Annotated in this window: 11 protein-coding genes and 1 pseudogene; 9 read left to right on the forward strand and 3 right to left on the reverse strand. The window is 42.6% G+C overall.

The window, feature by feature from the left end:
- Positions 1 to 226 precede the first annotated feature (226 nt).
- The 7 genes from H6G96_RS28460 to H6G96_RS28490 all read left to right on the forward strand — a co-directional run bounded on the left by H6G96_RS28460 (position 227) and on the right by H6G96_RS28490 (position 7607).
- A complete protein-coding gene (locus tag H6G96_RS28460) occupies positions 227 to 1714 on the forward strand; it encodes a leucyl aminopeptidase (RefSeq protein ID WP_190915822.1) in 1488 nt (495 codons plus the stop codon).
- A 268-nt stretch (positions 1715 to 1982) separates the two neighbouring features.
- Positions 1983 to 3005 (forward strand): phosphate acyltransferase PlsX, encoded by a 1023-nt coding sequence (plsX, locus tag H6G96_RS28465; RefSeq protein ID WP_190727878.1) that lies wholly within the window; start codon positions 1983 to 1985, stop codon positions 3003 to 3005.
- Positions 3006 to 3164: 159 nt separating this feature from the next.
- Positions 3165 to 4157 (forward strand): beta-ketoacyl-ACP synthase 3, encoded by a 993-nt coding sequence (locus H6G96_RS28470; RefSeq protein WP_190915824.1) that lies wholly within the window; start codon positions 3165 to 3167, stop codon positions 4155 to 4157.
- Between the two features lie 142 nt (positions 4158 to 4299).
- On the forward strand, positions 4300 to 5190 hold the full coding sequence (gene fabD / locus H6G96_RS28475) for an ACP S-malonyltransferase (RefSeq protein WP_190915827.1): 891 nt from the start codon (positions 4300 to 4302) through the stop codon (positions 5188 to 5190).
- Positions 5191 to 5402: 212 nt separating this feature from the next.
- A complete protein-coding gene (locus H6G96_RS28480; protein ID WP_190915829.1) occupies positions 5403 to 6041 on the forward strand; it encodes a lysophospholipid acyltransferase family protein in 639 nt (212 codons plus the stop codon).
- 154 nt (positions 6042 to 6195) lie between these two features.
- Positions 6196 to 7233 carry an AI-2E family transporter gene (locus H6G96_RS28485; RefSeq protein ID WP_190915831.1) on the forward strand — a complete coding sequence of 346 codons (1038 nt, stop codon included), beginning with the start codon at positions 6196 to 6198 and terminating at the stop codon, positions 7231 to 7233.
- Between the two features lie 77 nt (positions 7234 to 7310).
- The gene (locus tag H6G96_RS28490; protein WP_190915881.1) at positions 7311 to 7607 is read left to right on the forward strand and encodes a DUF2288 domain-containing protein; all 297 of its coding nucleotides are present in this window, start codon (positions 7311 to 7313) and stop codon (positions 7605 to 7607) included.
- Here the strand turns inward: H6G96_RS28490 and H6G96_RS28495 are convergent.
- Entirely contained in the window at positions 7604 to 9553 is a 1950-nt protein-coding gene (locus H6G96_RS28495) for an SPFH domain-containing protein (RefSeq protein WP_190915833.1), read from the reverse strand. The two genes, H6G96_RS28490 and H6G96_RS28495, sit on opposite strands and share 4 nt — an antisense overlap.
- A gap of 20 nt (positions 9554 to 9573) precedes the next feature.
- On the reverse strand, positions 9574 to 10245 hold the full coding sequence (locus H6G96_RS28500; protein ID WP_190915835.1) for an OB-fold-containig protein: 672 nt from the start codon (positions 10243 to 10245) through the stop codon (positions 9574 to 9576).
- A gap of 453 nt (positions 10246 to 10698) precedes the next feature.
- Here H6G96_RS28500 and H6G96_RS28505 point away from each other — a divergent pair, with 453 nt between their 5' ends.
- Both H6G96_RS28505 and H6G96_RS28510 read left to right on the forward strand, forming a co-directional pair.
- On the forward strand, positions 10699 to 13113 hold the full coding sequence (locus H6G96_RS28505) for an endonuclease MutS2 (RefSeq protein WP_190915837.1): 2415 nt from the start codon (positions 10699 to 10701) through the stop codon (positions 13111 to 13113).
- A 14-nt stretch (positions 13114 to 13127) separates the two neighbouring features.
- Positions 13128 to 13778 (forward strand): annotated as a pseudogene (locus H6G96_RS28510) (Uma2 family endonuclease).
- Positions 13779 to 13872: 94 nt separating this feature from the next.
- On the opposite strand, the gene H6G96_RS28515 reads toward H6G96_RS28510, so the two are convergent.
- Entirely contained in the window at positions 13873 to 14691 is an 819-nt protein-coding gene (locus H6G96_RS28515; RefSeq protein WP_190915839.1) for a PEP-CTERM sorting domain-containing protein, read from the reverse strand.
- Positions 14692 to 14758: the final 67 nt, after the last annotated feature.

Consider the following 14758-nt stretch of genomic DNA (forward strand, 5'->3'; position numbering starts at 1 on the left):
ATGAATTAAAACGGAAGTTAAAACAGGTTCAAAGGTTTCATCTCAGCAGAAGTGATTGCTTCTATTTGTGGATGGCATTATATCATCACCTCGTTATTAAGCACAACTTCATAGAGAATTGGTATAACCCCTGCTCCCCCATTCCCCATTCCCCGTTGCCCTCAGCCTGAAACAAGAAATTTGAGCAATACTGGTACAAGAAGGAATATTTACACAAAATCCCAACATGACGATTCAACTTAGTGATAAGCCTTTGCTAGAGTGGGCAGGCGATAGTTTGGCAATTGGATTATTTGAAGATGCAGTAGAGTTAACTGGAGAATTGGCAACTTTAGATCAAAAGTTTTCCGGGGTATTAAAAGAACTAATTGCTGAAGAAGAATTTAAAGGTAAAGCCAACACGACCATCTTTACTCGTGTGAATCCTGGTAGCGCAGTGCGTAAATTGATTTTGGTAGGCTTAGGCAAACCAGATGCACTAAAACTCGACACTTTGCGCCGCGCTGCTGCTGCTGTAGCCAGAGTAGCAAAAAAGCAAAAAAGCAAAATTTTGGGATTTAATTTCCCATTGTGGAATAACGATCCAGCCGCAAGTGCCCAAGCGATCGCAGAAGGTATAGAATTAGCGCTTTACCAAGATATTCGCTTTAAATCAGAACCAGAAGATAAAGGTTCACAAATAGAAACCGTAGATTTATTAGGATTCAGTGGACAAGAAGCAGCCATCACCCGTGCTAACCAAATTGTGTCAGGCGTAAACTTGGCACGAGAGTTAGTAGCAGCACCAGCTAATGCAGTAACACCAATTACTTTGGCAGAAACTGCTCAAGCGATCGCAAAAGATCACGGTTTACAAGTAGAAATTCTAGAAAAAGAAGACTGTGAAAAGTTGGGTATGGGTGCATTTTTAGGAGTAGCGCAAGCTTCCGAGTTGCCACCTAAATTCATTCACCTGACTTATAAGCCAGAAGGTACACCCAAAAAGAAATTAGCAATTATTGGCAAAGGTGTAACTTTCGATTCCGGTGGACTAAACATTAAAGGTGCTGGTAGCGGCATCGAAACCATGAAAATGGATATGGGTGGTGCAGCTGCTACCTTGGGCGCAGCAAAAGCAATTGCTCAAATTAAGCCAGATGTTGAGGTTCACTTTATATCGGCGGTGGCTGAAAACATGATTAGCGGTCGCGCCATGCACCCTGGAGACATTCTCACAGCATCAAACGGCAAAACAATCGAAGTGAACAACACCGACGCTGAAGGGCGTTTAACCTTAGCAGATGCCTTGGTGTTTGCCGACAAATTGGGATTAGATGCGATCGTGGATTTAGCTACCCTAACCGGCGCTAACGTTATTGCCTTGGGTGAAGATATTGCTGGTTTGTACACTCCCGATGATGCTGTAGCTTCCCAGCTAGAGAAAGCTGCCCAAACTTCAGGGGAAAAGATTTGGCGGATGCCAATGGAAGAAAAATATTTTGAAGGGCTAAAGTCTGGCATTGCGGACATGAAAAATACCGGCCCGCGTCCAGGTGGTTCTATTACCGCCGCCCTTTTCCTGAAGCAATTCGTCAAAGAGACACCTTGGGCGCACTTAGATATTGCTGGCCCAGTGTGGACAGATAAAGAAAATGGCTACAACGGCGCTGGGGCAACCGGCTACGGCGTTCGGACGCTAGTTAACTGGGTAGAAGGAGAAGGCAGTGGGGAGTAGGGAGTAGGGAGTAGGGGGAGAAGGGGAGGCAGGGGGAGCAGGGGGAGCAGAGGAAGGAGGCGGGCTATTGCCTAATCCCCCATGCCCCATGCCCAATGCCCAATACCCCACTCCCCACTCCCTACTCCCGATTCCCAATTCGTGCTATCTTGAGCTTGCCAGCAAAAATTGTTGCAATAGTAACAGAAATAACTTGGCAGTCAGAAAGTTAAGCTTTTTCGGCAAAGCCATCTGGTAAAATTTGTAAGGTTTCTAAAAGCTCTGAGCAATGGGATCGACTCGCGTACGGATCGCAATTGACGCAATGGGAGGGGATCACGCACCCGGTGAAATCGTTGCTGGCGCACTGCGAGCAAAGGAAGAATTGGGTGTAGATGTATTACTTGTTGGTGATCCCCAACAAATAGAAGCTGCCTTGCCGCCAAAAACGAATTTAGGGCAGGTGGAGATCGTTCCTGCTGAGGAAGCGATCGCTATGGATGAGGAGCCTTTAAATGCAGTTAGACGCAAACGCAAGGCTTCTATCAATGTGGCGATGGATTTAGTCAAGCAGCAAAAAGCAGATGCCGTATTTTCTGCGGGCCACTCTGGGGCAGCGATGGCATCAGCTTTGCTCCGCTTAGGACGATTGCCGGGAATTGACCGCCCAGCCATAGGGACTGTTTTTCCAACAATTATTGCTGGTAAGCCAGTGTTAGTACTTGATGTCGGCGCGAATGTAGATTGCCGTCCTAAATTTCTAGAGCAGTTTGCCGTCATGGGATCGGCTTACAGTCAATATGTTTTGGGTACAACCGAACCTAAAGTGGGTTTGTTGAATATCGGTGAAGAAGACTCTAAGGGTAATGATGCAGTCGTCCGCGCCCACCAACTACTCCGCGAAAATTCCCAAATTAATTTTATTGGCAATGCCGAAGGGCGTGATGTGCTTTCCGGTCGCTTTGATGTGATTGTCTGTGATGGCTTTGTGGGCAATGTATTATTAAAATTTGCCGAAGCAGTGGGAGAAGTGATTCTGCAAATTCTGCGGGAAGAATTACCCCAAGGATTGCACGGTCAAATCGGTTCAGCGCTCTTAAAACCAAACCTGAAGCGGATTAAGCAGCGAATGGATCACGCAGAACACGGCGGCGCTTTGCTGTTAGGGGTGGCGGGAGTCTGTTTTATCGGTCACGGTAGCTCACAAGCTCCTTCAATTTTTAATGCAATTCGCATGGCCAAAGAAGCCGTTGACAACCAGGTGCTACAACGAATTCAGTCCCAATATATCCTAGAGCGCGAGAGCGGTTAGTCATTAGTCATTGGTCATTAGTCATTGGTCATTAGTCATTGGTCATTAGTCATTAGTTACGAGCAACAAAAGACAATTGACAATTGACAATTGACAAGGGACACAAAAGACAAGAACAAGGGACAAAAGACAAAAAGCTGATAGCTCAGGAGATTAGGAGTGCAAAACTTAGGCGTAGCAATTACCGGAAGTGGCTCGGCAGTACCAGCAACTTCCCTACACAACCAGATATTGAGTGAAGTAGTTGAAACATCAGATGAGTGGATCGCCACAAGAACGGGAATTCGTCAACGACGGTTAGCCGTGCCATCTGAGTCCTTGAGTGACCTCGCTACTGCCGCCAGCAGTCAGGCGATCGCAGCTTCGGGAATTAAACCAGAAGACTTAGACTTGATTCTGCTAGCGACTTCCACCCCTGATGATTTGTTTGGTACTGCTTGTAAAGTACAGGCGCAATTGGGAGCCACTAACGCAGTAGCTTTTGATTTGACTGCTGCCTGCTCTGGCTTTGTGTTTGGTCTGGTTACAGCAGCTCAATACATTAGAACAGGTGTCTATAAAAACGTCCTGTTAATAGGTGCAGATATCCTCTCTCGCTGGGTAGATTGGGAAGATCGGCGCACTTGTGTATTATTTGGCGATGGTGCAGGGGCAGTCATATTGCAGGCTGACAAAAGCGATCGCTTATTAGGATTTGCCCTTAAAAGTGATGGTACTCAAAACCATCATCTCAACCTTGCTTATGCAGGCACTTCCCAAGAATTGCTCCCCGGTGTAAATATCACTAAAGGCACTTATCAACCTATTACCATGAACGGCAAAGAAGTCTACCGCTTTGCTGTGCAAAAAGTGCCAGAAATCATAGATAAAGCCTTATTTCAAGCCAACCTCAGCGTTGACCAAATAGATTGGCTGCTGTTGCATCAAGCCAATCAGCGAATTATTGATGCCGTTGCTCAACGCCTGAATATCCCAGAACATAAAGTTATAAGTAATCTCGCCCAGTACGGCAATACCTCTGCTGCTTCCATTCCCTTAGCTTTAGATGAAGCGGTACGACAAGGTAAAATTAAACCCAATGACATCGTTGCTACATCCGGCTTTGGTGCTGGTCTAACCTGGGGCGCGGCAATTTTCCAATGGGGAAGGTGAAGAATTAGGAGTTAAGAGTTATGAGTTATGAGTTATGAATTATGAATTATGAGTTTTTAACTCCTCACTCCTCACTCCTCACTCCTCACTCCTCACTCCTCACTCCTAACCCCTAACTTTTCACTTTTCTGACTAATGACCAATGACTAAAACTGCATGGGTGTTTCCTGGACAAGGTTCTCAAGTATTGGGAATGGGAATAGACTTATTAGATATACCATCTGCTAAAAACAAATTTGCCCAAGCCGAGGAAATTTTGGGCTGGTCTATAACAGATATCTGTCAAAACGAAGAAGCAAAGTTATCACAGACGCTATACACTCAGCCAAGTCTTTATGTAGTAGAAAGCATTCTTGCTGACCTTCTGCGAGAACGAGGACACCAGCCAGATTTAGTTGCTGGCCACAGTTTAGGAGAATATTCTGCCCTTTATGTAGCGGGTGTCTTTGAGTGGTCAGCTGGTTTATATCTAGTAAAGCGCCGTGCAGAACTCATGGATAGTGCCGTTGGTGGAATGATGGCGGCTTTGATGAACTTTGACCGCGAACAGTTGGAAAAAGCCATTGCCGAAACGCCTGATGTAGTACTAGCAAATGACAATAGTTCGGCTCAGGTGGTAATTTCAGGCACGACTGAGGCTGTACAAACAATAATGGCTCAAGTGAAAGCCAAGCGTGCTATTCCCTTAAAAGTTTCTGGAGCATTTCATTCACATTTAATCGCACCAGCTGCTGCGGAATTCCAAGACATTTTAGAATCTGTGGAATTTCAACCAGCTACTGTGCCAGTGTTGTCTAATGTAGAACCAATTCCATCTATTGATGCCGAGATTTTAAAGCAACGCCTGAATAAACAAATGACTGGTTCTGTAAGATGGCGAGAAATTTCTCTGCAATTACCAGCCAACGGCATCGAGCAAGTAGTAGAAATTGGCCCTGGTAAAGTGCTAACTGGTTTAATCAAACGTAGTAGCCCTGATTTAATGTTAAAAAATATCCAGAGTGTTGCTGATTTACCAAACAGAATTCAGTAGTTAGGAGTCAAAATTAATTCTGAATTCTGGCCGATAAAGCGGATAGCGCAACGGTAGCGAGTTCCACGTACCCTTACGGCAATCTTGCCACCCACAGCGTTTCTAGAGAGTTTTCCAGATGGGCGAAGTAATTCATATCTACTGCTTTTTTGGGTTTGCTCTGGGCCTAGCGATCGCGTATGCTAAATTCAGTCTGATTTGAATTATCTTCTGTGGACAGAAACCGCGAACCGTTTATCAGTCTGGCGCTTTACCACGCCTTTAAATGGTCGGTCGTCAGCCCCATGCTTCACGCTTACTTTCGGGGCCAGATTTATGGTACGGAAAATGTCCCCCAATCAGGACCGTTGCTGGTAGTAAGTAATCACGCTAGTTATTTTGACCCGCCAATTGTCTCCAACTGTGTACGTCGTCCAGTGGCGTACATGGCTAAGGAAGAGTTATTTAATATCCCAGTTTTGGCGCAAGCGATTAAACTGTATGGCGCTTACCCAGTGAGTCGCGGAAATGCCGATCGCAATGCCATCCGTTCCGCCCTAGAATATCTCAATAACGGTTGGGCTGTCGGTGTTTTCTTGCAAGGCACTCGCACCCCAGATGGTAGAATTACAGATCCCAAGAGAGGCGCACTGCTACTAGCAGCGAAAGCAAAAGCCCCAATATTGCCGGTGAGTGTCTGGGGTACTGAGGAGATTTTACAAAAAGGATCGTCCCTACCTCGCGCAGTTCCTATCACTGTGAGAATTGGGAACTTGATTGATGCTCCTAGTTCCAGTAATAAAGAGGAATTGGAAGCATTGACACAAAAGTGTGCCACGGTAATTAACGATATGCATGATCTAGGAAGATGAGTTAAACAAGCAAGAGATATATGCTTTAGGGTGGTAGCGATCGCGCCTTAGTCTCTGTATGTTTAATGTCAATGTGCTCTAGCAATGAAGTGAGACTTTGTGCTTAAATGCAGCTGCTAGGCAAATCTACCATCAATTTCACCCTAAACAGCATATGAGCGGCTTTGAAGCCAAAAATTTTTGGGAGCGATTAAATAATCTGGCGTTAGTCCGCTTTTTGCTTTTGGTTGCTTCTGGCTGGGCAATTGTACAGCTTTTAGCTTACTTTGAAGCGGTCATTGTTATTTTCACATTTGCTGCAATTTTGGCTTTTTTACTTAGTTATCCTGTACAATGGCTGCGGCGTTTTCTGCCCCACGGTGTAGCTGTTGTTGTCGTTTTCTTGTTCAGCGTTGTGATTATTGGCAGTCTGATAATTACCGTAGGCTTAACGGTTTTATCTCAAGGACAACAATTAATTGACAGTATAACTGGCTTTGTGAATTCTTTAATACCTTTATTAGAGCGACTAGAAGGGCTTTTGCAAAGTCGTAATTTGCAGATAAATTTAAGTTTCCTTCAAGAACAATTACGAAACCAAGCCGTATCTAGCCTTGTTACTAGTTTAGCTATTTTACAAGGATTTATGACGAACTTTCTTACATTTATATTAATTGCAGTTGTGGCTTTTTTTATGCTACTGGATGGAGATAAGCTGTGGAACTTTACCATAAAAATAGTACCAAAACAGCGCCGTGATAGATTTACTAAGATAATCAGACGATCCTTTTTAGGTTTTTTTAGAGGTCAGTTGTTATTAAGTGTATTTCTCACAAGTACAACGTTTTTAGTTTTTTTAATATTAAAAGTACCTTTTGCTTTGATATTGTCAGTTATCATCGGAATTCTTGATATCATTCCTGGCATAGGAGCAACATTAGGAGTCAGCACAGTTAGTTTAGTTGTCTTGTCTCAAGGTGTTTGGTTAGCATTGAAAGTCTTAATAGCTTGTATTGTCCTCCAGCAGATACAAGACAACTTGATTGCGCCTCGAATTATGCAAGATGCGCTAAATCTTAATCCTGTAGTAGTATTCTTTGCTTTGCTAGTAGGAGCTAAAGTAGCAGGATTATTAGGTGTTTTTATATCTATTCCTATAGCTGGAGTAATTGTATCTTTATTTGAAATTGATGAAATGAAATCAGAAGTTTAGTAATTGGTCATTTGTCAGAAAGTACCTTTTAGTTAATAATGTGAAAATAGCCATCTATAAATAAACATTGGGGAATGATGTCGGATTTAAGAGCGGAATTAACGGAAATTTTGGATGAGGCAGAGTGGGAGTGGCTAATTCCTCATGTACAACGAGATGCAGTAATTTTGGTGGCACTTGAGCTAAACTTGGTGGATGTTGGAGTAGCGATCGCCAGTGATAACATACCATCAGTAGAACAGTGGATTGATCAACAATTGATTGTCAAACCGACAATAGTACAGGTGGGAGAATGGAATGGCAATCGCACTAAGCGATTTAATACTCTCATCGTTCAGCCTTACGTTCTGGCGCAAGAAATAGTCGCTACTTAATCAGTTTTTGTAGCGTTTTCGATTAGAGTTGGTGTTGTGATAGTTTCTAAGGAAAGATGGCTTTTTGTGTCAGTTATTACTTGGTTATTGCCACGCACTAACTGGCTGATTTGACCAATTAATTCGCCTAGTTTGCCTTCGTCAAGTAAGGTGTTGATTAAGGAAAGTCCACTGGTAGATAATAGTAATTTGTTAATATCTTGGCTGCCACTACTACCGTTTGCACCAGGAAATGAATAGATCCGAGTATCTCCTAAAACTCCTGGTTGTGGTGCTAAAGCGGTGACAATTTCTGGTAGTTTATCGGCTAGTTCTGGCCAAACTGAGGTAATAATTTTGGCAGTCAGGTTGGCGTTACTAATAGAATTTTCGGCGGCAATTTTTGCTTGAATACCTTCTGCTTCTGCTAAAACTTTATCGCGATTAGCTGCTGCTAGAGTGCGAATTGCTTCAGCTTCTAATTCTGCTGCTTGTTGGGCAATTTCTGCTTGGCGGCGACGGCGGAAAGCATCGATTTCTACAACGTTGCGATCGCCAATACTCCGTTCTTCGGCTTCTCGTTCTGCTGCAATTACCGATAGGCGTTTGTTACGTTCGGCTTTTTCAACCTCACCTGCTGTCTTAACTGATTCCTCAGCTTTGGCTTGTTGTGCTTGTGCAACAAAGCTTTCGCGTTTTTTGTTAGCAATAGCGATCGCTACATCTTCTTGAGCTAGCTTGGCAACTCGTTCTGACTCAGCTATATGCACTTGTGCTTGTAACTTTCCAGATTCTACACTTTGTTCACGTAAAATCTCTGCAAGCTCAGATTCTTGTTTTTGCAGTGCTTGTGCTACCTTTAGCTGTTTATTACGTTCTTCTAGGGAAATATCAGCTTCAATTTGGCTTTGCTGCACCGATAATTTTTTGCGAATTTCTTCTTCTTCAATTGATTTTTCTTGCAAAATTTTGCTACGGCGTACTGTTGCAGCCTCTCTATCTTTGGATTCTTGAATTTCGCGCTCTTTCTGTGCTTTTTGTGCTTCTACTTGGAATTTTTGCTCCAATTTAGCGCTTTCTTGCTCTTGGGCAATTTGTAGCGATCGCTTTTGGGCATCCAATTCTTTTTGCTCAATTGTCACTTGTGCTGCTAACTCTACTTCCCGTTTTTGCTGAATTGAGCGCTGAATAATTTCTGTTCGCAAACGCACGCCTTGAGCATCAAAGAAGTTATCTGGATCGTAGGTAACACTTTCTAATATTTCTGAGATGGCAATATTATTTAGAGTTAATCCCACTTTTTTTAAATCGGTGCCAACTAAGTTCAACACCTCCTGAGCAAACCCTAATTTATCAGAATCTATTTCTGCTAAATCCTTAGTTTTAGCTGCCGCCCTAATTGCATCATCTGCTCGTTTTTCTAAAGCATTTTTAATATCTTCAGGAGTAATTTTACTACCATTTTGAGATAGTCTAGCGGCTGCTGTTAAAACATCATCTTCGGAGGCATTAATACATACATAAAAAGTAACTCGAATATCTGCTCGTAAATAATCTTTAGTGCGAACCGCAAGTTTACCAGTGCGTTCCACATCAATGGAAATTTCTCGCAGAGGTACGCGAGTTAGTTGATGAAATCCCGGTAGAACAATACAACCGCCATAGAGAATTACCGATTTCTTTTTGATAAAAAGACCCCCAGTTCTCACGAAAGCTTCGTTGTTGGGTGTAACTACATAAACCCGTGTATAAGCAAATAAGCTAAATAGCAGTAATAAAACTAAAGCGGCAATAACTCCAGGAAATACTAATCCGCCGTTAATTTGAGCAACAGTCGGTTGGATTCTGACTGGAAGGGTTTGGGAAATTAATGTTGTTTGCTTTTGTTGGGATTGTAAATTAATTTGTGGAACTTCAGCTATTGTGGCACTCGGTAAAGACTGGATAAAAGTTAACCAAAAAAGCATATTTTTTCCTTTCACTAAGTTTAATTTATCTGAGATAAGTTAGTTAACCATTGTTCTTGATCAGGACTATCTTTGGCAATAACTACGTAAATTTGTGCTTTATGTTCAATGACTAAAACTTTTTCTCCTCGTTGTGGAGCAATAGTTGCCCAGTCTGGTATCACAGCACTAACTGTTAATAGATTGCGCTTTGTATCCAGTACATCTACTTGTCCAATTCTACCTTGATTGCCGATAGGAATGTAAGCAGACGTAACAATACCAACGCAACCTATCAAGCGATCGCTACTTGCATCCTCACCAAAGTCTGCAAAAATTTGGCCAATTGGTCGCGCTATTAATCCTCCCATCAATAGGCTGATTATCATCGAAAAAAATAATATTATAACCCCGAATAAACTGTTAACTTTATTATTAATAATGCTACCAAACCAAACATTCAACATCCAGCCAAAAACGCCCCAGAGACTTAAATCTGTTGCCAGTAACAATATAAGTGGAGCTTTACCAATACCTGCCCATCCCAAGAATTGTCCAAAACTCAATTCATTATTACTATCTGCATCAACGTCAGCATCAACGTCAGCATCAATATCTTCTCCTCCTCCGCCAGAAATTATCATAAATAAGAACAGCAAGACTCCCATCCCTATAAATATCCAATAGGGCAAGTTGGCAGGGCTGAACAGCATAATATTTTGTAAATTATATGTGCTGGTACTTTTATAGCATCTAAGTCTATTTAAATCTATGCTAATACTACAATATTTAATACAAAAAATTACATATTTTATTTTAAGAGTGTTTGTCTATAAAAATATCTATAATTTTTATTTAAAATAAAATATAATTATTAAGTAAAAATTCACTAAATTAAGTAAATCAACAATTATTTGATTACCGAAAAACTTCTATTTTTTTACAATAGAGCCGCATTATATGGTTATATGAAGTAAACAAAAATGTTTGATTTTAGACTAAGACGACATTCCATGTAGCATAAAATACATGGGTGTACAAGACGTGGAGGTAACAGAGGGCAAATATACCTCTCGACTATTGATTAAACCAAAATTTTCTCCTTTAAGATTTATCCATCTAGGAGCTAGAATTGTTACGATGATTTCAGATTAGATGTTGAAACCTTGATCCAATCTGAAACCTTAGAACTATTAGAATGGCATCGCCTCTGCCAGCATCTTGCCACCTTTGCGGCAACTAAGCTGGGGGCGACAGCTGCGCGTCATCTGAAAATACCCGATTCTCAGATTCAAAGCGAACAGTTGTTAGAGCAAACCAAAGAAGTCTACCAACTAGAAACTCGCCTCACCACGGGGCTGTCATTTGAAGGAATTCAAGATATTGGCGATTCCCTAGAACGGGCAGAACGCAGTGGAGTTTTGGCAGGGGATGAACTGTTAGCGATCGCTACCACCCTCGCTGGTGCTAGAAATTTGCGCCGTGTCATTGACAATCAGGAAGATTTGCCGATATTGACTGATTTGGTTGCCGATTTGCGGACTTATCCAGAATTAGAGCAAGAAATTCACCGATGTATTGATGAACGGGCCCAGGTAACTGACCGCGCGAGTCAAAAACTGGGAGAAATTCGCACAGATTTGCGGCGAGTACGCAGCCAAATTACTCAAAAGCTGCAAAATATCTTACAGGCAAAATCTGGCGCAGTTCAAGAACAGCTAATTACGCAACGAGGCGATCGCTTTGTCATCCCGGTAAAAGCACCCCAAAAAGATGCCATCCCCGGTATTGTCCACGATACCTCTACCAGTGGTGCAACCCTGTACGTGGAACCGAATTCAGTAGTGCCTCTAGGCAACCAACTGCGGCAGATAATTAGAAGAGAGCAAGCCGAAGAAGAAGCGATTCGCCGTGCTTTGACAGAACAGGTAGCCGCAGTCAAACCAGATTTGGAGAGGTTGTTAGCGATCGCTACCACTTTGGATTTGGCAACCGCTAGATCGCGGTATAGCTACTGGCTAGGAGCGAATCCTCCGCGATTTATCCGAAGAGAAGACAATGAAATCATTACCTTGCGGAATTTGCGACATCCATTGTTAGTGTGGCAACAACAGCACGAACAAGGGCAACCAGTAGTTCCTGTAGATTTGTTGATAAACCCGCTAATCCGGGTAGTGACAATTACCGGGCCTAACACTGGCGGTAAAACTGTAACCCTAAAAACTTTGGGATTAGCTGCATTGATGGCCAAAGTAGGTTTATTTGTCCCCGCCCGCGAACCAGTGGAAATACCTTGGTTTGATCAGGTGTTGGCAGATATTGGTGATGAACAATCCTTACAACAAAGTTTATCCACATTCTCTGGACACATCCGCCGGATTAGTCGCATTTTAGAAGCATTAGACAATGGGAAAGCAGAGAATCTAGACTACTCCCCACTCCCCACTCCCCACTCCCTAGTCTTACTTGATGAAGTCGGCGCAGGAACCGATCCAGTTGAAGGTAGCGCCCTAGCGATCGCCTTGTTGCAATATCTAGCCAACCATGCCCAGCTAACGATCGCCACCACTCACTTCGGGGAATTGAAAGCCCTGAAATACGAAGATGAGCGCTTTGAAAATGCCTCTGTAGAATTTGACGAAAGTACTCTCTCGCCTACTTATCGTTTATTGTGGGGCATTCCCGGACGTTCTAACGCCTTAACTATTGCCCTGCGCTTGGGATTAAAGCCAGAAGTGGTAGAAGAGGCGAAAACTCAAGTGGGAGAGGCCACAGATGAAGTTAACCAGGTGATTGCAGGCTTAGAAGCGCAACGCCGCAGCCAGGAAACCAAAGCAGCCGAAGCCCAAAGTTTGTTGCAGCAAGCGGAACGTTTATACAAAGAAGTATCCGCAAAAGCCGCAAGTTTGGAGGAAAGGGAAAGTAGTTTGCGGGCTTCGCAGGAGATAGCAGTCAAGGAAGCGATCGCTCAAGCAAAAGGTGAAATTGCCCAAGTGATTCGCCGTTTGCAGAAAGGTACGCCCACAGCCCAAGAGGCCCAGCAAGCAACCAATGCTTTAAATCAAATTGGCCAACAATATCAGCCAGCAACGCCAGCAAAACCAAAAGCTGGATTTATGCCCAAAGTAGGCGATCGCGTCCGCATTCCCAAACTCGGACAGATAGCGGATGTGATCACCGCCCCAGATCAAGATGGGGAGTTAAGTGTTCGGTTTGGGCTAATGAAGATGACGGTGAAGTTGCAAGACGTAGAATCTCTAGATGGTCAAAAACCCGAACCAATCGTCAAACCCAAACCAGCCCCAGCAGCAGTAACGCCACCACCGCAAAATGTCCCAGAAATTCGCACCTCGCAAAACACCATCGATTTGCGCGGTAAACGGGTGGCTGATGCGGAATACATTTTAGATAAAGCCATCTCGGAAGCTACAGGCCCAGTCTGGATTATTCACGGGTATGGTACTGGCAAACTGCGACAAGGAGTTCACGCATTTTTGCAACAGCATCCCAGAGTTAACAACTACGAACCAGCAGAACAAGCAGATGGCGGCACTGGTGTTACCGTTGCTCACATCAAATAAAGAGCAGGAATGCTATGTTACTTGAACTTAATCAACTAATTGTAAAAGCCGGTCATCAGTTATTGATTAAAGATATCTCCTGGCCGGCATACAAACGAATTTTGGCAGAATTAGGAGACAATCGCAGTTCGTGCATAGGCTACAGTCAAGGGATGCTAGAAATAATGGCTCCATTGCCAGAACATGAAGTAGCTAAAGTTATTATTGGGGATTTGGTAAAAGTTTTATTATAAGAACTCGACCTGGAATTTTGGAGTTTAGGCTCTACGACTTTTGATAAGGAAATTATGGATTCTGGGGTAGAACCTGATGATTGTTTCTATATCCAAAATGAAGCTAGAATTAGGGGCAAAGATAGAATCAATTTAGAAACTGACCCGCCTCCAGATTTAGCGATTGAAATTGATATTACCTCCCGCACTCGGTTCAATAATTATCAAGCTTTGAGAATACCGGAACTGTGGCGATGGAACGGCATCAAGTTGGAAATTAATGTGCTGTTAAACGGGAAATATGTAGAATCAAATACCAGTTATATTTTCTCAATTTTTCTAATTTCCCTAGTGATTCCCGAATATTTGGTGCAGAGTAAAACCAATGGTAGAAATGCGACAATGAAAGCATTTCGTGCGTGGATAAGACAGCAAATTAGTAGCCAGATTTAGTTGAGATTCCAGAAATTGCTATTTAAAAAAATTTGTGATCAGTGCGATAAAAATACGATTTTATCGTTCAAAGTCAGGATGATTCTAATGCCATCTACGACAATAATTGGCGATTTCTACGTAATTTCCATACCATCAGACAAGATGAACTAACTAGCAATAAATCTGAGATTGATGGTTCTGGAACCTTGGTGATTACTAGGGAAAGGTTATCAGCATAGCCATCATTCACGCGCCCACGAACATAGTTCATATCCAGAGCAACATTAATTTGTCTTGCACCAATGGGAACAAAACCTTTTGTAGATTTGAATAATAAACCTGTTGTATTATTTCTTTCGTCTGGAGTGGGAGAAGTAATCAATGTTGTGTTTAGAGATTGACCATCTTGATTGAGGAAATTAAGACTAAATGCCACATTATCTAAATCAGTGCCGTAGCCACCTAACCAGGCGCTCAAATCGTATGCTCCTTGTCCAACATCAATAATGGAGGCAAGGTCAGCTATATCAATTAATTGAGAAGCACTTGATGAGGCTCTATTAGCACCACCAAAAAAGAGATTTTTTCCACGTACACTTGGCCCTAAATTATTAGCATCAGGAAGTCCACTAACGGCAACTATATTGCCCAAAGCGTTAGTAAATTCAAAACCTGTTGCTCCATATTGCAGCACACTGAAACTATCACTTGAAATCCAGCCAGGGATAAAAGGTATATCAGCCCCAACAGCATTACCAATTGCATCTCCTTGCCCTTGTTCTGCATCACCATTAACAATAAGATTTTGACCAAGGGTAGCTGCATAGACAGGGATAGCAAACAGAATAGTCGATGAGATTCCCGCTATCAGAGCTATACTTGGCTTTGCTATTTTTTGAGATAAAAAAGGAAAAATCTTCAGTTTATTCATATTTTACTTATGTAGATGTAGTATCAGATTGATTCAGTTTGAGACAAAATTAGAGAGTTTTCTATTT

Source organism: Nostoc sp. FACHB-892 (assembly GCF_014698795.1).
Lineage (GTDB): Bacteria > Cyanobacteriota > Cyanobacteriia > Cyanobacteriales > Nostocaceae > Nostoc.